Raw genomic sequence first — 24,094 nt, forward strand, 5'->3', positions numbered from 1 at the left:
GAAGCGCATGCACTTGAATTTAAAAACCGCCAAGGCTCGGTTAAGCCTCAACGAGCGCAGTAAGCGAAGCGCATGCACTTGAATTTAAAGATTTTGACCTAAAAAGATTTTGACCCAAAAGATTTTGACCTAAAGAAAATTGCCTTTAGATTCCAAATCTAAAAAACTTCATCACCGTTTCGGGTGTAATCATTTTGTAATGATTTTGTCACCTCCCTGTGGGTCCCCTAAGCGTAGTTTGGTCCTCATGGTGCAGCCGCATCCTGAAAATCAACCGCCTTTAAGGAAAAATCATGAAAAACTCATACAAAAAACGCCTGATCGTCTCTTCTATTACTACGCTTTTACTGGCGGGTGTCGCAGCACCTGCGTTGGCCGCGCCGGTTAAAAATATCGTGCTGGTGCATGGTGCTTTTGTTGGTGGGTCAGGTTGGCGTCCGGTTTACGATATTTTAACTAAAGATGGCTACAACGTGACGCTGGTGCAGGAGCCTCTGACCTCATTTACGGATGACGTCACGGCAACAAAACGTATTCTTGATGAGCAAAAAGGACCGGCTATTCTGGTCGGACACAGCTATGGCGGGGCGATAATTACTGAAGCAGGTAACGACTCGCATGTAGCAGGGCTGGTCTATATTGCAGCTCACGCCTTGGATACGGGGGAAACCGAAGCCAGCAACGGCAAAAAATTCCCTAATTCGGCGCGACCTTTTGCCAAATCGGCAGATGGGTATCTGACCATCAAGCCGGAAAATTTCCCGAGCGATTTTGCTGCCGATTTGCCATTGAAAGAAGCCGAGTTTGAGGCGCATGCCCAAATGCCGACCAACGCCAGCGTCTTTACGGCCAATATTCCGGACCCTGCATGGAAGGTAAAACCGAGCTGGTATATGGTGGCGCAACAGGACAAAATTATTAATCCCGATCTCGAAAGAATGTATGCCGCGCGTGCGCACAGTCATAAAGTCGAAATTGCCGGCGCAAGCCATTCGGTTTATGAATCTCATCCAAAAGAGGTCGCTGCACTGATTGAACAGGCCGCCCAACACGCGCTGTAATTATGTTAATTTGGGTGGTCATTTGCTGCCAATCCGCCCGCACCAAGGCTTTAGGAGATTACCGTGAGAATTCTGGTTATTGAAGATGAGCCTAAAGCGGGGGATTACATGCGCAACGGGTTAACCGAAGCGGGCTACGTGGTGGATGTTGCCGTCAACGGCGTAGACGGTTTACATCTCGCCCAGGAATTTCATTACGACTTGATTCTGCTCGACGTCATGATGCCCGAAATGGATGGATGGGAAGTGATGAAAAGGCTGGATAAACAGCTTAATACGCCGGTTTTGTTTCTCACTGCACGCGGCACGCTAGAAGATAAGCTAAAAGGTTTAGAGCTCGGCGCCGATGACTATCTGGTTAAACCTTTTTCATTTGCCGAGCTGCTGGCCCGTATCCGCGTAGCCTTACGTCGCGGGGTGCAGGTCAAGCAGGCAGAAACTCTTGAACTGGCCGATCTGCAGATGGATATTCCCAAACGCCGTGTGATCCGCGCGGGTCAGCGTATCTCGTTGACCAATAAGGAATTTAATCTACTGCATCTTTTTATGTTGCACGAGGGGCAGGTGTTGTCACGTTCGGCAATCGCTTCGCGGGTCTGGGACATGAATTTCGACAGCGACACCAACGTGGTGGACGTCGCTGTCCGTCGGTTGCGGCAAAAAATTGACGATCCCTACGCGCTAAAACTGATCCATACGGTTCACGGCGTCGGTTATCGCTGCGAAAATGAATCATGAAACGTCACTCTCCGTGGTTTTCATTTGGCAGGCTTTCGCTCACCACCCGATTGTCGCTCATTTTTGCGTTGCTAACTTTCGCTGTTATTACTCTGGCCGGATTTACCCTCTATCGCACACTCGAAAAACAGATCAGTATTCGCGACGATGGCGCGCTGCTGACTCGGGTTGAACAAATTCGCACCCTGCTGAGTGACGAAGATGTCCTTAATCTCATCCACAACAAGCCGCAGTTGTTTGCCAATATGTTAGGCAATCACGAGGCGCTGTTAGTGCTGCGTTTTCCCGGACAAGCACCGCTTATTGAAGTGAATCCGGGGAATTCTCCCGTGCCAGTGAGCACTCCCGTGGCGGCTGACGCCCAGCTGACATTAGCCGCAGTGCAGCACAGTATGGCGCGAGACAACACGCCTTTTATTGCCGTTTCGGCCAGTGCAAAAACGTCCGACGGCCCGCAACCGCTGGAGATTATCAGTGGGCGATTAATGACCGAGCGCACGCATATTCTAGCCATTTATCGCCAGCAAATTATTTTACTGGCGCTGACGGCCGCAGCGTTGACCGCACTGCTGGCTTTTTGGATTGCGCGTCGCGGACTGAGTCCGCTGCGTCATTTAGCGGGGCAGACGGCCTCGATTGGCATTCGTAATTTGTCGACTCGTATCGATAACCGCAAATCGCCGCGCGAATTAACCGTGCTGATCGACGGATTCAATCAGATGCTCGACAGGTTGGAGATAAGTTTTACCCAGCTGAGTCAGGTATCGGCGGATATGGCGCATGATTTGCGGACGCCGATTGGCAATTTGCTTGGGCAAACGGAGGTGGCGCTGAGCCAGCAGCGCAGCACAGACTATTATGAAAAACTGCTGGGATCTAACTTTGAAGAGCTGCTGCGCCTGTCCAAAATGACCGATAACATGCTGTTTTTAGCCCGGGCCGAGCACGCGGATCATGCTATCGAACGCGCTTTGCTAAATATAGGCGACGAGTTTCAACGAATGGGCGAATATTTCGAAGGTCCGGCTGAAGAACGCGGCCTGTCGGTAATATTGCATGGCGAGGGAAATATCTGGGCCGATGCCAATTTATTACGCCGCGCACTGGCAAATTTGTTGGCTAATGCCATTCGTTATGCGGAGGAGGGCAGTGAGATTGTTCTGGAAAGTGCAGCTCATCCTCAAGGGACTAAAATTACTGTCATCAACCAAGGGCAGACGATTAATCCTCAACATTTAGACAGATTATTCGACCGCTTTTATCGTGCTGATCCTTCTAGAAATACCCACGCACACGCTAGCGGACTGGGGCTTTCTATTGTACGCAGTATTATGCAGCTGCATCAGGGGCAATATTCTGTGGTCAGCGAAAATCGGCAGACGCGATTTAGCCTTATCTTCCCCAATAAGTAGGCGGTGGCCCGCGTTTGTCATCGCGATATTCCATTTAAGCAGCTAACCTTAATATTAAGACTAACGTCACTGTCATCTTTGGCGATGATGGATAAAGATATTCTTAGTGTTTTTTATAGATGGAGCTGACATGTTGATATCAGAGACTACACATCACCACGGTCTGATTGCGATTGATAAACAGGGCGGCAAGGTTTTATTTTTAAATCCAGAGACGTTGGCCGTCGAGAAAACCTTAACCGGTTTTCCGCCTAATCCGCACGAACTATTGGTGATTCCGCTGCTGCACAAAGCCTATGTGCCTATTTTCGGCGATGGCATTCACGGCGATAATCCCCATCCGCAGCATCAGGTTGCGGTCATCGATTTGAAGACCCGCGAAATCAGTAAGTTTATTGAGCTAAGTCCGCTGGAATCGCCGCATACCGCGCGCTTGGGCAACGATGGTAACGTTTATCTATGCTGTGAAAACAGTGCGACCATTGTGGTCATCGATCCTAAAACCGACAAAATCATCAAGACTATCAAGGTTCCATCAACCAATACGCACCGTCTTAGCGTGACGCCGGAAGGTGACAAGCTGTTTACCGATAATGAAGAAGATGCCAGCGTCACCGTCGTAGAATTAGCTAACGGCAGCGGCAAAGTTATCGATAATATATCGATGCCTGGTGCGGTAAACGGTATTGCAATATCACCTCTAAGTTCTTCTATTATTACCAGTAATGCCGACAAGCCAGAGCTGGTCATTATTGACAGCAGCAGTCATAAAATCACCCGACATATTCCACTGCGTGGGCATAAGAAGGGCGCACAAATAGTTCGTTTTAGTCAGAATGGACAACTCTTGATCGTGATTGGCGACCAAGAGCCCGTCGCCACGTTATTTGACGGCGAGCTAAATGAAATAGCCTGTTTTAGCGTAGGCAATAAGCCGATGGATGGCTGCTTTAGCCCTGATAATAAAAGATTGTTAATTGCCAATGAAAAAGACGGCACGGTCAGTGTTATTGATATTGCGGCAAGAAAAGTGATTGCCACGCCCTCAGTAGGCAAAGGCTGTGAGGTGCTAAGTTATTTCACTGAACAGGCGGCCTAACCCTCTGCTTATCCCATAATGGGGCAATGAGGTAAAATAAATGCTTTGTCGTTGAGCGTGATTTTGTGAATAATCGATAAAAATAGACGATTATTCAGGGAAATGATGACGCTCAATGACTTTTACCCCCCTTTTTCTGCACCGAATTCACGATCTTCTTCAAAAGAATTATCATTAAACACGTCTCGGTCTTTTAGAAAAACATTTATACCGCTGGTCGGATTTTTATTACTCCTTGCAGGTTGTAGCACGCAAAAAGCGCCGCTCGACGGTAAGAAACCTCAGGATGTGCGCGCCGAAATTGTGTCTCGTCTACCTGCAAAAGTGGCCGACAAGCAGGGCTGGGCGCAAGATATCACCACCGCGTTTAGCACTCAAAAAATCGATCCGACTGCGGAAAATATCTGTGCCGTGTTGGCAGTGACCGAACAGGAATCCAATTTTAACGCCAATGCGCCCGTGCCCGGTCTAGGAAAAATTGCCTGGAAAGAGATCGACCGCCGTGCAGGCGAGGTGCATATTCCGGCGTTTCTGGTTCATACCGCGCTGAAAATCGAGTCGCCAAACGGCAAATCCTACAGCGATCGTCTTGATAATGTGCGCAGCGAGAAAGAGCTCAGTGCTATTTTCGATGACTTCATCGGCATGGTTCCGCTTGGCCAAAAGCTTTTCGGAAATCTAAATCCGGTGCATACCGGCGGCCCAATGCAGGTCAGTATCGCTTTTGCAGAAACCAAAGCCCGCGGTTATCCCTATCCCGTTGACCAAACTATTCGTCGTGAAGTCTTTAGCCGTCGCGGCGGAATGTATTTTGGTATCGCTCATTTGCTGGGCTATCCGACACACTACAGTGAGCCACTCTATCGTTTTGCCGATTATAACGCCGGATTTTACGCCAGCCGAAATGCCGCTTTTCAACAGGCTGTTAAGCGTTTAACCGGCGCACCGCTCGCGTTGGACGGGGATTTAGTGAGCTACAGCGACACGCCTGGCAAAACGGAAATGGCCGTGCGGAAACTAGGCAATAAGCTGGATCTCAGTGATTCAAATATTTCACGCGATTTGAAACTCGGGGAGTCGATAGATTTCGAAGACACGCCAACCTGGAAATTAGTTTTCGCGCTGGCAGATAAAACGGCAGGCAAGCGTATGCCGCGAGAGATGTTGCCGGGCATCGAACTTAATAGCCCGAAAATCACCCGTAATCTCACCACCGCCTGGTTTGCACAACGCGTAGAAGAACGACGTCGGCAATGTATGAATCGAGGTTAAAAGTATGAACCGAGGTTAAGGCGGGTTTAGTGCGGATTTAAAGCGTATTTAAGTAACGAAGACGTTTTCAAAATACCCTGCAACTTTTTGCAAACTACAGGCTACAAAGTGCAGGGTATTTTTTCCGTCTTGCTGCTTACAGAATGGTAGGCAGCAGCGATGACACGCAGTTCAGCACGTCGGTACGGAATTTCTTCGATGCATCTTCAATTTCGCTGGCATTCAGCGACTCTTTTTCGCGCTCGACAAAAGTTTTCACGCCTGACGTAAAGCTATTATCAAACTTTGCGTTCATGGTGTTGCCAACGCTGCCAAACAGAATGCGCATCGCCGATACCTGAACTAACAGCTCACGGTTTACACGTTCCAGTTGATCGATTCTCTGGGATAAATTTTCTTCGCTCATTTCAGCCTCCTATTCAAAACAGGCAAACCCTACCCCAATTTCACCCAAGAAGAAACGAGTGTGCGCCTTTTCCTGCAAACTTCTTGACTCAAATGTGGCCTTCGCGGCGATAAGGTCGGAATTTTCAATCATCAGGGTGAATTTCAGGCAAAAAAAAGCCCGCTCAGAGGCGGGCAAATAACAGGGGTACTACAGGGTTTCTACACAACAGGGTTTCTACATAGCAGGGTATTTACACATCAGGGTATCTACACATCAAGCTTTCTACACTGCTAGTTTCCAAAAACTGAGTTTCTGAAAACTGGATTTCGGTACTCATTCATTCACAGGGACATCACTTCTTTCGATGGATTTAAGATACCAAACCCTATGTATGGTTTTGTCATCGTCCGGTAAGTTTAAGAATCGATATGTAAAGCGCTCTTTTAATAACCTTTTGTACTCAGTCCGCTGACTAAAACAGGTGATTAAGAAAAATAGGCCAATAAAAAAGGCTCACTGTAAAAGTAAGTCTTTCGACGTGTAGTCAGTTTTATCGCAGGATAATCAGGAATTTTGCGCCGATAATCACCAATCCAGCAGGCTGTAAACGATTGCGGACATGGCAACAAGGCCGACGGCTACAATGAATACATTGCTGATGTGACCGCTATACTTTTTCATCGCAGGCACTTTGCGGATCGCGTACATCGGCATCAGGAAGAGCAACATCGCAATAACCGGACCACCCAACGTTTCGATTAGACCCAGAATGCTTGGATTCAAGGTAGCTACTGCCCATGTTGCCAGCAGCATAACGACCGCGGTAATACGGTTCATTTTTGCCAGGCTGATGGTTTTTCCACGGCTACGCAGCGATTTGGTCACGATACCGTTAAAACCTTCACGTGCGCCCAGATAGTGGCCGAGGAACGATTTAGTAATGGCGATAAAGGCAATGACAGGCGCGATATAAGCAATAACCGGCGTTTGGAAATGATTGGCGAGATAAGACAGAATAGAAATGTTCTGCGTTTTAGCTTCGACAAGATTGGCCGGTGACAGGCTCAACACGCAGCTAAAGACAAAGAACATCACGGTGACAACCATCATCAGCGTACTAAATGTCAGAATCTTAGAGCATTTCTTTTCAGCCTCATCGCCATATTCCTGACGTTTCGCGACGGCAAAGGAAGAGATAATCGGCGAATGGTTGAATGAGAAAACCATCACTGGAATAACCAGCCACAGCGTCATTAACATTCCTTTTCCCGCGCCATTAGTGGCGACAGAAGCATTATCGAATATAGACATGTTCCAATGCGGAATAAGATAAAGCGCTAGGGCCATCAGGACAATAACAAATGGATAAACCAGAATGCTCATTGTCTTAACAATAAGATGTTCGCCGAAGTGAACCAACGTCATTAATGCGGCGATCAGCACCAACGCTAATATTGCGCGCGGCGGGGCGGGCATATGCATTTGGTGAGTGATGAAACTTTCGACAGTATTGGTAATGGCGACGCTATAAACCAGCAGGATAGGGAAAATAGCAAAGAAATAAAGCAGGGTGATGAATTTACCCGCCGTGATACCAAAATGTTCTTCAACGACGCCGGTAATATTCTGGTCCGCATTCTTCCCGGACAGCACAAAGCGGGTGAGACCACGGTGGGCATAATAGGTCATCGGAAAAGCAAGAATAAGCATAATAATCAGTGGGACAAGGCCACCAATACCGGCGTTGATAGGCAAGAACAACACGCCCGCGCCAATTGCCGTGCCGTAAAGCCCCAGCATCCATGTTGTATCTGTTTTGCGCCATGCACCCGTTGTTTCAGCGCGTTCTGTGGCAAGTACGTCAACTTGAGAATTACTCATAAAACCTCTGGTGAACAATATTAAGTCATCTCGTGCGAGAGACTGAATCACAATTTAAAAACTGGCATCACTCAATGAGACAGATTTTGGATAGCGGGATAATACTCATGAGAAGCAGGAATATCCGTGATTAGGATCACCTCTGGCTTAATATATGGCTGTTTCCTTGCTTGTGCGATAAAGATACTGCCTTAATTTAAATATTTGGCTTAACTAACAATTTACGTATTGTAATAAGCCGTGCTTCATGCTTGAAAAAATCGAAAGCAGGGTAGCATAAACTGGTTTTTACTCAAATTGACAAGTTTCGTACTAAGGAATAAATAAGGATTTTTATGAAACTGAATGTTGATATAGAGGATATTAATGACGTCAATAGAGAGGATTAATACGGCGGAGTTCTTGAATGAAATCATGTAAAGCCCCTGAATCAGCAATAGAAAACTGATTCAGAGAAATTCGGGGTGATGATTATTTGAGCAGGTCACCCGTGCCGAACAGCTTATTGCTGTTGCTGCTCTGAATGCTGGTCAGGCAGTGAGTCGTTAACTGCTGCGCCGTGCTGCCGGGCGGATTAATCATATCCTGATGGCCCACTTTATTATTGAACGATGAATGTTCAACGCAAGGCTGAGAGAGATTACCCAGCGGGATTTCTGCGGCCTGAATACTGAACGCTGTGCTCGATAGCAGAAGCGCGGCGATGAAAACTTTACGGCTTACCATGTTAAATGTGTCCACAAATCTTTAAGAAAACGCTGTCTCGCCTTGGTATAGGTATCCAACGCTGAGAATCAAGAGAGTTTTGTGTGTAGATAGTTGAAATATAGCAATAAAAAACGGGAGCCATGGCTCCCGCTTGTCATTTGGAAAGAGTGATGAGCAACGGTCTACACATGTTGGAGCGTATTTTGCTCTTCAATTTCTTTATTCGGTAGGCGAATCGTGGCAGAAATCGCCAGAGAGACGATTAATAACACTGTGATGAGGCTGAAAGTCACTACAAATCCACCAAACAACGAGGCGATCAGCGAACCTAATACGCTGCCGATACCGAAACCGAGATACAGCAGGCCATAGTTCTTGGTGAGGTTGTTAAGTCCGAAGAAATCACTGACCAGCGAAGGATAGACGGTAATGGTGCCACCAAAGCTGAACGCGATGCAGGCAACGGAGGCAAAGAAGGTGGCTTCGTTCATATGGGTGAAGAGTAGAATGCTCATTCCGACCAATGAAATGACCTGTGCTAAAGAGATTACGCGGATGCGAGCCATTTTGTCGGACAGCACGCCCAGCACCAAACGGCCACTCAGGTTGGCGATAGCAATGACCGTCACGGCGTTGGCCGCAGTCAGCGCACTAAGGTGAACCAGGCCCTGACCAATATCTTTTGCCACGCCGATAACATATAAACCGCTCATGCAGGCGGTCAAAAACATCAGCGCCAGCATCCAATATTGTGGAACGCGAACCGCTTCGGCGAGGCTAAAATCGCGCGGTTGTTCCGAATGATTGTTAACAGTTTTCGTTTTCTGCTGCGGGGCGTCGGTCATCATCAGGCCGCCAATAATGATCATGGTCATCGCCAGCAGGCCCCAGATAATAAAGGTGTGCTCGAGCGTGGTGATGCTTAACAGATAGCCGCAAATGAATTTGAATCCGAGACTCCCCAGACCGTAGGCGCCAATGGCACAGGCGGAAACGACGCCTTTGCGTTCTGGAAACCATTTGACGCAGTTGGAAAGCGACATCAAATAACCCGCGCCGTCCGCCAAGCCGACCAACACGCCTGCACTTAGGTAAAGCATGATCAGATTATTTGAATGTGCCGTCAGGAAAAAGCCCACCGCCATCAAAATGCCCGCTGCGACGGTGACCTTTTTCACGCCGAACCGTTCCTGCAATTTGCCCGCCACGGAAGAGGCGATAGCCAATCCGAGACTTAATAAACCGAAAGAGAACGCGACGCGGCTGATAGGTTCGTCGAGCTTGGCCGAAAGCTGGCCGTTGAACAGGCTCCAGGTATAGACCGATCCGAGCGCAAACATGGTGATGATGGTGCCAATCAGGGTTAACCAGCGGGTGCGGTTTGTCGAGGTTACTGTTGCAGAAGTCACCGTCTTGTTAGACGTCTCGTCAAAGGTAGACATTTTAAAGCCAGATTTATCACTCATAGCGGGTTCTCCCGAGCGCGGCTGATTCAATTAAATTAGCGCTATGATAAATCCTATTGGGTCAGGTGAACCGATTCAGGCATGAGATGCTGCGAGAGCGGAATGAAATGCCTAAATATGGGTATGAATGACCTTAATACCCCTGTGGAAAGGCGATAATTTGGCTTAATTACTGCTTTGCAGCCCTTGCGGCGCGTGGGTTTAGTTGATCTACATCACGTAAAGCGATGTTAATTTCTGTCTTCTCGTCACTGCCATTTTGAATGAGGCCTTTTTAGCGATCGTTTATCACAAATCAGGCAATGGTTTTGCGGAAAACTTGGTTCTGAAAAAGGTGACTTCTCTTTATCCTGCATGCAGTCACTACGAGAAAGCTGCCAATAAAAAACTTCAAAGAGAGCCCGTTATGTCCGCTATTGTTCCTCATCTCGATCACGTCGTTATTAACGTTGCCGACGGGCTGAACGCCTCCGAACTGCTGTTCCGCCGACTCGGTTTTAGCCTCACGGCGCGCGGCCATCACTCGTTAGGGTCCAGTAATCATCTAGCAGTTTTTAACGATAACTATCTTGAGTTGTTGGGCTATGAAGATGCTAATACCTTGCAACGTAAGGATTTATGGCAGGCTCCGCTCGGATTAAATGGTCTGGTATGGAAGAGTGCCGACGCAGAAAAGACCTTTCAGCATCTTGCCAACAATCAGCTCGCAGATTCCTCGCCGAATGCCTTTTATCGCGCCGTGCGTTTAAACGATGGCACTGAGCCGAATGCCCGTTTCAAAACGGTGCCCGTCGCCGCCGTCCGAATTCCGCACGGCCGCAGCTTTTTCTGTCAGCATCTGACCCCCGAATTGGTTTGGCGCGCAGAATGGCAGACGCATCCGAATGCCGTTTCTCATATTTCTGAATTCGTCATTTCTGCCACTGATATTCAGCAAGCCGCGCAGGTTTATACAGAAATCTTTGGTCAGGAAAATTTGCAGCAAATAGATGAAGACGAGCTTAGCTTGCTGGCCGGACGTGCTCGCGTTCGTTTTATCTCGCCGCAAAAAGCTCTCAATAAATGGGGGATCGCACCGCAAGAGGGGATTCAATCGGCCAAAATGGTCGGATTGGGCTTTGCGACCCATTCACTGGAGGCCGCACGTCAGAGCTTGCAGCGAGGAGATATTCATTTTATTGAGAAAGAGCAAAGGATTATTGTGCCGGTGGGTCACGGTTTAGGCTTGACGATAGCTTTTACCGAGGTGTAAAAATAAAGAGTGTCAAAGGAAACCGACGCTGATTAGTGAGCGGAAAAGAAAACTCAGCGTTTTATTAAACACTCGAGAGGACTCTGCCAATGCGTACTATTACCCAAGCATCACTCTTAATGTTGATCTGTTTTGCTCTGAACGGCTGCTCGTTATTTGGACACTCCGGGGATGCGGAGGTCAAGCCTAATGGTAATGGTACGGTTAGCATAGGGGCGGGGCAATAAATCTGTTGGGTCTTTTAGATTGGGAATCTAAAGGCAACTTTTCAGTTATCCTTTAAATTCAAATGCATATTCGAATGCAAATGCAAATGCAAATGCAAATGCATGCGCTTCGCTTACTGGGCGTCGGCCCAGACCGACCAAAGGCCCGCATTCGCGCGGGCCTCTGGACTCCGCGCTCTTTTTCCCTCGCGATAAGATCCGTGCAAAAAAATGAGATCTTTCCAGCTACCCCGGCGCGTGGCGTAGGTCGCGGCGCTTCGCGCTCCCATCACTCCGCTCGAAAGCCAAAAACGTCTTTCTCAACTTCGTTCCGCGCCGCCCTGAGACCGCCAATGACAGCCCTAAAGAAAGGGCGGATTCCTTTCTGAGGTCAAGGGCCGATTCTTATCATCTAAGGGCAAGGGCCATCTCTCAAGAAATTACAGCACCTAAAGAAAGGGCGGAAACTCTTCAGCGGTCACGGGCCGTAAATTCTGACTTAATAAGAAAAAGAAAATACGGCTCATCTATAAGTCTTTTGTATGAGGTGTAAGCGGCTGAAAAAGCGGCCTCTTTGCCTTTCTATCCCCTTCTTCGTTATAAATCCTTTCTTAAATCCTCCTGTTTTACCGCCAAATTCCATTTGTATGATAATAAATCCGTATGGATAAAATATCGCCACTTTTAAACCAAATTTTAAGCATTTATGTGCAATTTTTTATGAACTTAAAACAGGCTGAACTCGTTATAAATTTATGAAATAAATAGTATATTTTTAACTTCCTCGTTCTTTTTTTCTTTTCCGATAACTCTCTAAAACCACTGATCACAAAATAATCAGCTGCGTTGACTTTCGTATGATCGTATACGAAATTAGGGGCACGATGATTTGCTGTGGAATTAACCAATGAAAACCGCGATTACTTATCCGGGTTTAGGTACTGAAGACCGACCAATGGGGCCGGCGCCGTTGTCGGCGGCAATTTTGTCCGAGCCAATGCTGTTTATTTCAGGGCAAGTGGCGATCGACCCTTATAACGGGCAAATAGTAGGAGACGATATTGCGACCCAAACGCGTCAGGTGTTGGCCAATATTGAAGCGCTGCTGAAACAGGCCGAGATGAGCTTCGACAATCTGGTACGCGTCACCATTTATCTGACCGATTTATCGCAGTTTGCCGCCATGAACGAAGTTTACGCCGAGCTGCTCTCTGCGCCTTATCCGGCCCGGGCGACGGTAGGTATCAAGCTGAATCACCCCGATCTGCTGGTAGAGATGGAAGCAACGGCAATGCGTAATGCCTGATACCTGATTAATGAATGACTGAATAACAGATTCAACGATTTACCGATTTCCAGATTTTACGAAAAGCACGACAACAATAAGAAAGCAGTGGCACCTGATTTAGAAAATCATTTCATAAAATACCGATAAAAATGACAGGCATTCAGCCTTAACTTTGACCGCACCAGGGAAACTTAATCATGAAAAAAGCATTGCGACTTGCTGTTTGGATGACAGGCTTCACCGGCATTATGCTCTCCTCACTCTCTGCCGCGCAGGCGGCTGACGGTATCTCGCCATCGGCCAAAGATTTTGCCGGCATGGCGCAGTGCAAGGCTTTACAGGCCAAATATCCTTCTCTGGTCGGCAAAAAAGTTGTTGTCGGACTGGGCGGTTACACCAAAGGTTTTGAAGCGCCATCGGCAAAAGATCCGTCCGTTATCGAAGGGCTGGATCCTTCTCTGTTCGATCGCCTGGGCGGCTGCCTCGGCTTTACCCACACTTACCAAAACGGTTCCTTTAACGTGCTGTTAACTTCGATCACCAACGGTCGCGCCGATATCGGCCCGATGCTCTACGTGACCGACGCGCGTTTAAAACAAATCGCCTTTGTTGCTTCCGTGCAGGTACAAGACGGCTCGCTGGTGGCAAAAGGTAATCCAAAAAATATCAAAACTGTCGACGATTTGTGTGGCAAAACCGTCGCGGCGGCAGCGGGCACCTATGAGGCCGCGACGTTGATTCCTGCGCAAGATGCAATCTGTAAAAAAGAGGGCAAGGCCGAAATCAACATGCTGATGGTGCAAAACACCGACAACAGCATTCAGGCGATCAAAAGCGATCGTGCCGACATCTATTTGACTGAAGCGGGATCGGCGCACGAAGTGGCGAAAGCCGACGGATCGTTGGAAACCTCGTTCACTGTCGATTTGCCAATTATGGTCGGCTTCCCGATCGCCAAAGACAACACGGTAATGCGTAGCGCCGTGCTGGACGCGATGAAAGTTATTCAAGAAAGCGGCGCGCAGAAAAAATTGCTCGACCATTGGGGTCAGGGTAGCAGCGCTGAACGTCCTGCGGTAGATAAAGGCTAGCGTCCGCTCGGGGAGACGGCAACGCGTCGCCGTCTCCTGATTTACCCCTTTTTTGTCTTATTTTTATATTTTAGACAGCAACTGAACACCCAGTCTGACCGCCAGGAGTCGACGATATGCAAGATTTTTTCCAATACCTCACGCTGCCATATCTTTGGCAGGGCGCGGTAATCGCCGTCGAACTGCTTGTCGGTGCGTTGACCGGAGGGATCATCATTGGCTTTTTTCTGGCCCTTGCCAGCACCTCGCGCCATGCCCTGATTCGCGTTCCGGTACAGGTTTATATCTATATTCTGCGCGGCACGCCGGTGCTGTTGCAGCTGATTCTGTTATACAACGTCCTGCCACAGTTCGGGCTGCGTTTTAGCCCTTTTGCCAGCGCCATGCTGGCGATGATGATTAACGAAACGGCGTTCTGTGCCGAAATTATTCGCGGTGGTATCGCCGCCACCGACCGCAACCAGCGCACCGCCGCGCAGGCTTTCGGCTTCTCGCGTACGAAAGAGATGATCCACGTGGTGATCCCTCAGGCGCTGCGCGCCATTTTGCCGACGCTTGGCAATGAGGCCGTCGGGCTGCTGAAATCGACCTCGCTGGCCTCCGTGGTGGGGGTCAATGAGCTCACCATGCGCGGACAGACCATCGTTTCTCAAAACTTTCTGTTTATTCCGGTGCTGGTGGCGTCGGGCGGCATTTATATGATTATGTCGTCGGGGCTGGCCGGTTTGCAGTACTGGCTCGAAAAGCATTTCAATCTCGAAGAGCGGGCACGTCGCGCGCGGCTGGTCAAAAATGCCGTCGAAGTGCCTATCGAAGAGACGCAGGCGCAGATGCCGAAACAGCAATGGGACAGCAAAAACGCCGCCGTAGTGCTGGATGTCGACAATCTTTGCGTGGAATACGCCGGAAAAGCCGTGCTGAAAGGCCTGACGCTAAAAGTGCGCCGTGGCGAAGTGGTAGTGCTGCTGGGGCGTTCCGGTTCGGGAAAAAGTACGCTGCTGAAATCGATTTTGGCGCTGACGCCGCGCGCTGGTGGCACGATTGATACCGAAGGGCACGTGATGGGCTGCGATGGACAGGGCAAAGTGCTGGCCGAACGCCTGCTGCCGAGCAACCGCGCCGCCTCGGGAATTGGCATTGTTTTTCAACACTTTGCACTCTTCGATCACATGACCGCGCTGCAAAATACCATGAGCATTCCGCTGCTGGTGCAGGGGATGCCGAAAGAGCTGGCGCAGGCGAAAGCTAAACGTGCGTTGAAGCTGGTGGGGCTGGAGAATTTTGAGGTGGCGCTGCCGCACGAACTGTCTGGCGGACAACAGCAGCGCGTCGGCATTGCCCGCGCACTGGCCGCCGAGCCGCGCATTTTACTGTTCGACGAACCCACTTCGGCGCTGGATCCCGAGCTGGTGCGCGAAGTGAATCAAACCATTCGTTCGCTTTCCAAAACCGGTATGACCTTGCTGATAAGTACGCATGACATCGCCTTTGCCGCGACCGTCGCCGACCGTATTGTGTTCCTGCAAGACGGCGTGCTGGTTGAAGAGGGCGGACCGGAAATTCTGCAACAGCCAAGAACCCCTGCTTTCTCCGCCTTTTTGCAACAGGAGCTGAATCATGAAAATGAGTGACAGCCCGCTGCCGCATGCCATCGAGGCGCGGGAAAGGCTCGGCGAGGCGCTCTATCGCTACATGCTGGGGCAGCCGAAAGATCTGCCGCCCGGCGAGGAAGATGCCAACGCCGCCGCGCTGCAACAGTTTCGTTTAGTGCCGCGTGTGATGCGCGGCGGACAGAGCCTGAACATTGGCAGCCAGCCGTTTGGCCGTCGCTGGTCTGCTCCTCTGGCGGTCGGTGCTTTTGCGGGCGATAAAGTCTTTCATCCGCAGGGCCTGCTGCCGATTGCACGAGTCTGCCAGCGCCTTGGTTTGCCGCTATTTATCTCTGAAGAGACTGTCACGCCGCTGGCTGAAATTTGCGCCGAGCACGATGATTGCTGGTTGCAGCTGCGCGCGGCGGGTCCCGTCGAGCGAATTATTGCGCTGCTCGACCACGCCGCCGACTGTGGCGCGCAGGGACTGATTTTAACCCTGTTGGCGCCGGTGCATCCGGTTAAAGGTCTCCAGCCCGGCGGTTTTTCGATTGGCGACGAGCTGGTGCGGCGCGGTTGGAAAACCATTGGTTCGACGGCGGCGGGCGTGCATCCGTTACCCGCGTTTCCTGCCTGGTCGTGGCGCGAACTGGCCGAGGTGTTGGCCCACGCGAAAACGCGCCATCTGCCCGTGATGGTCAAAGGCGTGCTGCATCCGCTTGATGCCGAAGAGGCGCAAAAAGTGGGCTGTGAGGCGCTGATGGTCTCAAATATCGGCCTGCGCCAAAGCGCGCGCTGGGTCACGCCGGCGCAGCAGCTGCCTGTTATTCGTCAACATTTCAACGGCTTGCTGGCTATCGACGGCGGCATTCGCAGCGGCGCGGACGTGCTGGTCGCCCAGTGTTTGGGAGCCCATCTTTCGGTGCTGGTTCGCCCGGTTATCACGGCGCTGGCCGCCGGTGGTGAACAGGCGGTCGACGCGCTGCTCGGCGGCTTGATCAATGAAATCACCGCGCTGAGCAGCTGGTGCGGCATTAACGATATCAACGAGTTAAACGCGGAATTTCTTGCCTCTCGCGCCAATAGTTTTGGAGTCAGTGATGAATAAGTCGGTTCTTGTGATGAATCAGGGCGATGCCAGCGAGGCGCGCGTCTATTACTGCGCGCATTTTGTCGCCGAAAGCCTGGGTTTTTTTGCTCGCGAAGGCGTAGAAATCGAATTTACCACCGCGCAGTCTGGCGGCCACACCATTCAGGGCGGCCAGGTTCCCGCCGTGATCGCCGGTGAAGCCGACCTGACCATTGGTGGCCCGATGGTCATCATGAAAAATCATCAGGATGGCGGACCGGCGTTGGTCTGCTTTTGCGCCGCCGTGGCCGGGAATCCGTGGTCGCTGGCGTCTGCACAACCCGAAGCGGAATTTACCGTCGCCAACCTGCGCGGCAAAAAAGTCATTGATGTCGGCAATGTCGGCACGGCGAGCCTCTGTTTTCGCTGGCTGCTCGAACAGCACGATATTAATGAAAGCGAAATTACGCTGATTGCCGGGAGCGGCAATCAGCAACAGGATTTCGCGGCGGTCGCGGCCGGTGAAATTGATTACGCGCTGCATTCGTTGCACGCGCTTGCGCCCGCCGTCGCCAATGGCGAGCTGGCACTGGTGCAGAGTTTGTCGCCACTGACCGGGCCCGTGCCGTGGAGCGCCTATATTGCGCGACCAGAAATGATTGCCGCCGATCGTCCGGCTTTTCAAGCCTTTAGCCGCGCGATCGGTCACGCGTTGGCATGGTTACACGCGACGCCCGCCGAACAGGTCAGCGAACTGATCGCCCCTTACTATGCCGATTATCCGTTTAACGGGTTGGTCGAAGCCGTGCGGGGTTATCAGCAGGCGCAGATTTTTGCTTCTTCTACGGAAATCGCAGAAGCCGATTTTGCGCATTTTTCAACTATTTTGCAGCAGGCCGGATGGTTGTCGCAGCCAGCGCCTTACGAAGTTTTAGTCGAAAGCAGCCTCACTGACGGGAGAGTGTAATGGAGACGTTAATCATGGGTGGAATATTGGTCACCGAAAGTGGCGAATTGCGCGCCGAGCTGGCGATCGACGGTGGAAAAATCGTCGGCATTTTTGCCCCCGGCTGCGCACTTCCTGCGGCTGACAACGTGATCGACGCCAGCGGGCTTATCGTCATGCCCGGCGCGATTGACGTTCACACTCATTTCACCGGCTCGCACGATTTTCCTGAGCAGGAGCTGCGCGAAGGCACGCAGGGCGCGGCGGCGGCGGGCGTCACAACGATTGTCGAGATGCCGCATTCACTGCCACCGGCCACCACGCTGGAAAACTTCAACTGGAAACGCGGGCTGCTGGCCGAAAACGTCGCCGTCGATTTTGCCATGTGGGCAGGGCTGGACGGCGAAAACGTGCACCAACTGGCGGATCTCGACGCCGCCGGTGCCATCGCTTTCAAAGCTTTTTTATGCAGCGGCGCGCCAAACGGCGAAGCCACAGATTTGAAAGGCTTGCCACGGCTGGACGACGACGGGCTGCTGCGCGCGATGCAAACGCTGCGTAAGTTCGACGGGCTGATCGGCATTCACTCCGAAAATCACGATATTTTGATCGGTGCGGGAAGCGAGTTGCGCCGCGCCGGACGTAAAGATATTCGCGCCCACGCGCTGGCCGGACCGGAAATCGCCGAGGTTGAAGCCGTGAATCGCGTGCTGACGCTGGCGCAAGAGACCGGCGCGCGCTGTCATATTGTGCACGTCAGCTCGGCGCGCGCGGCGCAGAACATCGTCAATGCACGCAGCACGGCGCGAGTCTCTTTCGAAACCTGCCCGCATTATCTGATTCTCGATGAGGAAGATTTGGTGCGCATTGGGCCAAACGCTCGCTGCGGCCCGCCGATTCGTCCGCGTCCGGTCGTCGACGCGCTGTGGTCGGTGGTGCTGGCGGGCGACGTCGATATGTTGGCCTCCGATCACTGCCCATATTTGCCCGAGCAGAAGGCGGCGGGGCTGGAATCCATTTGGGAAGCGGGCATGGGGCTGACGGGCGTTGAAACGCTTGGGCCGATGTTCTTTAGCGAAGGTCATGTGAAACGTGGGCTGTCGCTCAGCGAATTTGCGCGCATGACGGCCACGGGTCCGGCGAAAACTTTCGGTTTGTATCCACGAAAAGGCACCATTTCGATTGGATCTGATGCCGATCTGGCGTTTTATAATCCAAATGAAGGCTGGACGGTCAAGGGCGCGGCGTTTCACGGGCTTGGCAAATGGAGCGCCTTTGAAGGGCTGCACTGTCAGGGCAAGGTCGTGATGACGCTGATTCGCGGCGTGCCGGTTTATCAAGACGGAAAAATTCAGGTCGCGCCGGGCTTTGGGCAATTTATTACCCGCGCGGCGCATCAATAACAGCTACCAAACATACAGTTAGGCGCTCGGAGAGGGCGTTGGGATCCATCATGGTAACGAAACAAATGATGAAAAAAACGCAGGGAAAACAGGCCGTAGCAAAAACGGACCTCGAGACAGCGCCAATCACTCAGCAGGCGGAACAGGCCGATAACGCCTGGCAGCCGGCGAGACCCAGAACGCTGGTCGATCACGCGGTAGATGCCATTCTTTCTGCGGCCTCGCGCGGGCTGATTTTGCCGGGCGACAGAATTTCGGAGCCGGATTTAGTGCAGCGTCTCGGCATGAGTCGCGTGCCGATTCGCGAGGCGCTGCGCATTCTTGAAAGTCAGGGCATCGTGTCGAGCGAACCTTACAAAGGGATTCGGCTGATGGATATTTCCCAGCAGCGGCTCGAGCAGATTATCGACGTGCGCATTCCGCTCGAAACGTTGGCCTGCCAGCGGGCGATTGAGCTTGGCCACAATGGCAGCGCGCAAATTGCGCGGCTGAATGCCAGCGTTGAAGAGTTGGTGCTGATGCAGCAGCGCGGCGACGTGTACGGTTTTGCCTCGGCGGATACCGAATTTCACCGCGTGCTGTGCAGCTTCGCCAACAATCCGGTGTTGAGCAAGCTCTGGGAATCGATCGCCCGCCAGCTCACGGTGATTTTCGGTTTATCGACCATGGGCAAATCGATGGAGGCGATTATCGAAGAACATCGCCAGCTGGTGCGGGTTTTCGCCGCCGGAGACATCAATCAAATGCTGCGTGAAATTGAATTGCACGTCCGCGTTCAGGCGCTGGACGTGGACTATCAAAAAATTATTGCCGAACGACGTCGAGCGGCTTCGCAAACAGCCTGAAAAGCGGGCTTATAAAGAGAATAAAACTTTTAAGGGCAGGGCGGGTTATGAAAATTATTGATGTAGAAGCGTTTTATTTGCGGCTGCCAAACATTGAAGCACGTACCGACAGTTCACAGGATGCGCTGCTGATTAAAATTACCACCGACGCGGGCGTAGTGGGCTGGGGCGAGGTCGATGGCAGTCCGTATGTCACCAAGGCCATCATCGAAGCACCGTATTCGCACACCATGGTGACAGGGCTGAAATCGCTGCTGATCGGCGAAAATCCGCTGGAAACCAGCCGTTTGTGGGCCAAAATGCACCGTGCGACCATCTATTATGGCCGTAACGGCGCGGTAATTCAGGCGATGGCGGGCATTGATATCGCGCTCTGGGATATCAAAGGCAAGGCGCTGGATAAGCCGATCGTCGAGCTGCTCGGCGGCGCAATGCGTGACCGGATGCGGGTTTATTCGTCGAATATGTTCCAGTTCAGCATTGAAGATACCGTCGCGCGCGCTCGTCACGCGGTAGATACCGGCCACACCGGCGTTAAATTTGGTTGGGAACCGTTTGGGCTGGACGAAAAGCGCGACGTGCAATACGTCGAGGCGATTCGTCAGGCGATTGGCGATGACGTCGATTTCATGCTCGACGTCGGTTTAGCGTGGGATGCCAAAACCACGATTCGTCGCGCCCAGCTGTTTGAGCCGTTTAATCTGTTCTGGATTGAAGAGCCGCTGCACCCGGATGATTACGCCGGATACGGCAAGGTGTCGCAGGCCTGCTCGCAGCACATCGCGGCGGGTGAAGAAGAGTGTACGGTGGTCGGATTCCAGCGCTTGATTGACGAAGGTCAAATTGACATCGTGCAAATCGACGTTACGCGCACCGGCTTCACGCAGGCGATGCAGATTGCCCAATACGCGCACAGCCGCGGGCGTAAGGTCTGTAATCATAATTTCACTACCGATATTAATACTGCCGCGTCGCTGCATTTCCTCTGCGCCATCGAAAACGCGCTAGTGATGGAATATTGCGTCGAGCCGGGCGAAATTAGCCGTTCATTAGCCAAAGAACCGGTCAAAATTGTCGATGGTTACGCCTTCCTGCCTTCAGGCCCGGGATTGGGCGTTGAACCGCGAATGGAGATCATCGAAAAGTTTTTAGTTAAAACGGCGTAATTCATTGTTCGCACTAAATAACGTCGTTTTTTAGATTTAATGTTTGTGTATATTGGCTTATTGCTACCCGTCACGTTGTAGACGGGTTTTTTTGTTTAATGGAGAAACAGGCTTTTATTATTGCGTGATAACACGCGAATGTTTACTCCTCGGTAAAATCGTTATTTGTGACTATTTCTTTGTTGCCTACTTTCTATAATATTGGCAAGTGTTAGGATGTGGCCTACTTTTCTTAGTTGGGATTTTTCAATGGCCAGGCTCGTCGCTTTCATTGCGGTATTACTGACTTTTTCTAGCTTCACAGCATTCGCAGAAACGCATTACAAGTGTGTTCTAACCCACAGCATTCAGCGGCCTGACGGCGATGATTCAGCCGAAGTGTTGAACAAAGAGGCAAAAGTGACGGACGCGGGTAATTCGTTTACCGTGTTCCCCGATGCCAATAAAAGCATTACCAGTCCTGAACTTACCGATATTATCGGCCAGAATAATCAGCCAATGAAGGCTGGAACAGCCCATAACCTGATGTATATTCACGTGCAAAACAGTTTCGTCATTGCCAACGAAACAGAAGGTTATATCTACGCTGACTGCGTGAAATTAGACGCAAATTAAATAATCACGCGCCTCAACCTTATTTTCCGGCTTGAGGCCTTGCCTGTTATTCTCAATTGTCCCCGCCCGTTTTCAACACTTCGACATATTTAGCACTTATACATAAATAGAAACACTCCTGTGAATTCATTAGCACACTTCTTATGGTCGTCCTCAATAAGAAGCGTTATCCTTGCGCCCTTTCTGCACCCCCGCATTTGCTTAAATTCTGACCGCTGACAAGAAAGGTAATCGCCCGGTAATGGCCCTATTGAACGAAGAAATCCGCGACCATTCGGCTGAGGCTACGCTTTTTGTCCGTCGTGCTGTTATCGCCTTTATTTTTGTCTTCTTGATGTTTGGCGTGCTGGTATTCAACCTGTACCACCTACAGGTCGGCATGCACTCGTTTTATCAAACGCGTTCAAACCAGAATGACATCAAAATGCTGCCCATCGCCCCGAGTCGCGGGCTGATCATGGACCGCAACGGCGTAGTGCTGGCGCAGAATATTACGCTCTACCAGATTCAGGTGATCCCGGGCAAAGTTGCGGATTTGCCTGCGACGTTGAAAGCGCTGACGCCGATCGTCGACCTGACGCCGGAAGATTTGGCCGATTTTAAAGACGCGATGTATCACGGCCGTCGTTTTGCGCAGATCCCCTTAAAACTGGCCCTGACCGATGAGGAAGTGGCGCGTTTTTCTGTGAATCAATTTAATTTCCCGGGCGTGTCAATCAGCAGCTATCAGCAGCGCCGTTACCCTTACGGTGCCGAATTGGCGCACGTTGTGGGCTACGTGTCGAAAATCAACGACCGCGACGACAAGCAGCTTTCAGCCGACGGCGAGGCGGAAAACTACGCTGCTGACCACGATATCGGCAAGCAGGGCATTGAAAAGTATTACGAAAAAGAGCTGCACGGACGCACGGGCTATCAGGAAGTTGAGGTCGATAACCACGGACACGTCGTGCGTCTGCTTACCGAAACGCCGCCGCAGGCCGGGCAGAACATCAAGCTGACGCTGGATCTCGGCTTGCAGCAGTACATCGAGCAGCTGTTAAAAGGCCAGCGCGGCGCGGTAGTCGTGCTTGATCCGCGCGACAACTCGGTGCGGGCGATGGTTTCCAGCCCGAGCTATGATCCGAATCCTTTTGTAAACGGTATTTCCGGCAAAGCTTACAGCGCGTTGCTGAAAAACCCGGATTTGCCGCTGATTAACCGCGTGACGCAGGGCCTTTATCCGCCGGCTTCAACGATTAAACCTTATATGTCGATCTCGGCGCTGTTTGCTGGCGTGATTACGCCGCAGACCACCTTCTTTGGCGCGCCAACCTGGACGCTGCCGGGCACCGAGCGTCATTACCGCGACTGGATGAAAACCGGCCACGGCTATCTCAACGTCACCAAGGCGATTGAAGAGTCGGCGGATACTTTCTTCTATCAGGTCGCCTATGAGATGGGTATTGACCGCATCCATGAATGGCTCGGTAAATTCGGTTACGGTAAATCAACGGGCATCGATCTCGACGAACAGTATTACGGCAATCTTCCAAGCCGCGAGTGGAAGATGAAGGTGCATAAAAAAGAGTGGTATCAAGGTGATACCGTTTCTGTCGGCATCGGTCAGGGTTATTGGATTGCGACGCCTATCCAGATGGTGAAGGCGATGACCATTCTGATTAATAACGGCAAGATCATGCCGCCGCACCTGCTTGATTCGATGCAGCTTGGCAAGGTGATCACGCCTTACAAGATGCCGCCAACCGAGCAGATTGCCGACCCTAAATCGCCTTACTGGAACATCGTTAAAAACGCGATGTTTGGCATGGCGAACGCGCCAAACGGCACGGGCTACAAGCTGTTCCACACGGCGCCTTATAAAATTGCAGCTAAATCAGGGACCTCGCAGGTATTTAGCCTGCGCGAAAACCAAAACTATAATGCCAAAATGACGCCGGTGCGCCTGCGTGACCACATCTTCTATACCGCCTTTGCGCCGTTTGATCATCCAACGGTGGCGGTCGCCTTAATTCTTGAAAACGGCGGCGGCGACGGCGTGGTGGCAGGTCCAACCATGCGAGCGATTCTTGACCATATTTTCGTCAAAGACGATGCTACAGACTGTCAGGACGATAAAAACAAGAGCAGCCCGGCCTGCCAGCTCACCTCGTTAACGCCGGGCACCGAAGGCTATAGCGAGCACTGATCCTGAGAATCTGGAAAATTCCCGCCTGAAAATATCGCCGTCCGAGAAGCCAAAATATGGGGTGTCTCGGTTCGGCGACAGGGAGTATTCTTAATGTCGCTAATCGGCGACATTTAACTTACTGAAATATAAAGACTATTAAATTAGGCTCGCAATCTGTCTCAATTTAGAGACTAAGTGGCGGATTTATAACCATAAATTATGGCCTTAGTTAGACTAGTGACCACACTCAAAATATTTTTATCCTTTCTGTAACAGCAAGTTATAAAATATCTTTAAATGTTGGCACGTTTCCTGCTATATTCTCCTCGGTTGCTCATTCACCCGGTTATTAATGCCTTTGCGGTTTACCGTATTTGCGCTCATAACATTCGAATGACGCCATAGAAAAGGTGCCTATCGTTCACCCAA

General features: G+C 51.0%; 20 protein-coding genes. 16 read left to right on the forward strand and 4 right to left on the reverse strand.

All coding sequences use genetic code 11. The features are described 5' to 3' along the window. Positions 1–293 precede the first annotated feature (293 nt). From SC206_RS10505 to SC206_RS10525, 5 genes are all read left to right on the forward strand, one after another. Complete coding sequence (locus tag SC206_RS10505) at positions 294–1,061, forward strand: alpha/beta hydrolase (RefSeq protein ID WP_332736929.1); 768 nt, start codon at positions 294–296, stop codon at positions 1,059–1,061. 63 nt (positions 1,062–1,124) lie between these two features. After that, positions 1,125–1,799: a heavy metal response regulator transcription factor gene (locus SC206_RS10510; RefSeq protein WP_332736931.1), complete on the forward strand. Its 675-nt coding sequence runs from the start codon at positions 1,125–1,127 to the stop codon at positions 1,797–1,799. Further along, entirely contained in the window at positions 1,796–3,211 is a 1,416-nt protein-coding gene (locus tag SC206_RS10515) for a heavy metal sensor histidine kinase (protein ID WP_332736933.1), read from the forward strand. Before SC206_RS10510 ends, SC206_RS10515 begins: the two co-directional genes overlap by 4 nt. Positions 3,212–3,341: 130 nt before the next feature. Then, positions 3,342–4,310 (forward strand): WD40 repeat domain-containing protein, encoded by a 969-nt coding sequence (locus SC206_RS10520; RefSeq protein ID WP_332736934.1) that lies wholly within the window; start codon positions 3,342–3,344, stop codon positions 4,308–4,310. A 207-nt stretch (positions 4,311–4,517) separates the two neighbouring features. Then, positions 4,518–5,582, forward strand: coding sequence for a DUF1615 domain-containing protein (locus tag SC206_RS10525; RefSeq protein ID WP_332737133.1), 1,065 nt, complete (start codon positions 4,518–4,520; stop codon positions 5,580–5,582). A 136-nt stretch (positions 5,583–5,718) separates the two neighbouring features. Here SC206_RS10525 and SC206_RS10530 read toward each other — a convergent pair whose 3' ends face one another. The 4 genes from SC206_RS10530 to SC206_RS10545 all read right to left on the reverse strand — a co-directional run bounded on the left by SC206_RS10530 (position 5,719) and on the right by SC206_RS10545 (position 10,025). Continuing rightward, positions 5,719–5,988 (reverse strand): hypothetical protein, encoded by a 270-nt coding sequence (locus SC206_RS10530; protein ID WP_332736936.1) that lies wholly within the window; start codon positions 5,986–5,988, stop codon positions 5,719–5,721. 567 nt (positions 5,989–6,555) lie between these two features. Then, complete coding sequence (locus SC206_RS10535) at positions 6,556–7,851, reverse strand: HAAAP family serine/threonine permease (RefSeq protein ID WP_332736938.1); 1,296 nt, start codon at positions 7,849–7,851, stop codon at positions 6,556–6,558. Positions 7,852–8,322: 471 nt separating this feature from the next. Further along, positions 8,323–8,577 (reverse strand): hypothetical protein, encoded by a 255-nt coding sequence (locus SC206_RS10540; protein ID WP_332736940.1) that lies wholly within the window; start codon positions 8,575–8,577, stop codon positions 8,323–8,325. Between the two features lie 164 nt (positions 8,578–8,741). Next, the gene (locus SC206_RS10545; protein WP_442976065.1) at positions 8,742–10,025 is read right to left on the reverse strand and encodes an L-lactate MFS transporter; all 1,284 of its coding nucleotides are present in this window, start codon (positions 10,023–10,025) and stop codon (positions 8,742–8,744) included. A gap of 406 nt (positions 10,026–10,431) precedes the next feature. Here SC206_RS10545 and SC206_RS10550 point away from each other — a divergent pair, with 406 nt between their 5' ends. From SC206_RS10550 to mrdA, 11 genes are all read left to right on the forward strand, one after another. After that, a complete protein-coding gene (locus SC206_RS10550) occupies positions 10,432–11,277 on the forward strand; it encodes a VOC family protein (protein ID WP_332736941.1) in 846 nt (281 codons plus the stop codon). Positions 11,278–12,390: 1,113 nt separating this feature from the next. Next, positions 12,391–12,789: a RidA family protein gene (locus tag SC206_RS10555; protein WP_332736943.1), complete on the forward strand. Its 399-nt coding sequence runs from the start codon at positions 12,391–12,393 to the stop codon at positions 12,787–12,789. Positions 12,790–12,968: 179 nt separating this feature from the next. Further along, positions 12,969–13,862, forward strand: coding sequence for a transporter substrate-binding domain-containing protein (locus SC206_RS10560; RefSeq protein ID WP_332736945.1), 894 nt, complete (start codon positions 12,969–12,971; stop codon positions 13,860–13,862). 116 nt (positions 13,863–13,978) lie between these two features. Further along, the gene (locus SC206_RS10565) at positions 13,979–15,493 is read left to right on the forward strand and encodes an amino acid ABC transporter permease/ATP-binding protein (protein WP_332736947.1); all 1,515 of its coding nucleotides are present in this window, start codon (positions 13,979–13,981) and stop codon (positions 15,491–15,493) included. Next, a complete protein-coding gene (locus SC206_RS10570) occupies positions 15,480–16,559 on the forward strand; it encodes an alpha-hydroxy acid oxidase (RefSeq protein WP_332736949.1) in 1,080 nt (359 codons plus the stop codon). Before SC206_RS10565 ends, SC206_RS10570 begins: the two co-directional genes overlap by 14 nt. Then, entirely contained in the window at positions 16,552–17,487 is a 936-nt protein-coding gene (locus tag SC206_RS10575) for an ABC transporter substrate-binding protein (RefSeq protein WP_332736951.1), read from the forward strand. Before SC206_RS10570 ends, SC206_RS10575 begins: the two co-directional genes overlap by 8 nt. Continuing rightward, entirely contained in the window at positions 17,487–18,869 is a 1,383-nt protein-coding gene (locus tag SC206_RS10580; RefSeq protein ID WP_332736953.1) for a dihydroorotase, read from the forward strand. Before SC206_RS10575 ends, SC206_RS10580 begins: the two co-directional genes overlap by 1 nt. A gap of 50 nt (positions 18,870–18,919) precedes the next feature. Continuing rightward, positions 18,920–19,714, forward strand: a complete 795-nt coding sequence (locus SC206_RS10585; RefSeq protein ID WP_332736954.1) for a GntR family transcriptional regulator — start codon at positions 18,920–18,922, stop codon at positions 19,712–19,714. A 47-nt stretch (positions 19,715–19,761) separates the two neighbouring features. Then, a complete protein-coding gene (locus SC206_RS10590) occupies positions 19,762–20,880 on the forward strand; it encodes a mandelate racemase/muconate lactonizing enzyme family protein (RefSeq protein ID WP_332736955.1) in 1,119 nt (372 codons plus the stop codon). Between the two features lie 249 nt (positions 20,881–21,129). Next, entirely contained in the window at positions 21,130–21,495 is a 366-nt protein-coding gene (locus tag SC206_RS10595; protein ID WP_332736957.1) for a hypothetical protein, read from the forward strand. Between the two features lie 241 nt (positions 21,496–21,736). Next, positions 21,737–23,683, forward strand: coding sequence for a penicillin-binding protein 2 (gene mrdA, locus SC206_RS10600; protein ID WP_332736960.1), 1,947 nt, complete (start codon positions 21,737–21,739; stop codon positions 23,681–23,683). Positions 23,684–24,094: the final 411 nt, after the last annotated feature.

It is taken from the genome of Rouxiella sp. T17 (assembly GCF_036663475.1).
Lineage (GTDB): Bacteria > Pseudomonadota > Gammaproteobacteria > Enterobacterales > Enterobacteriaceae > Rouxiella.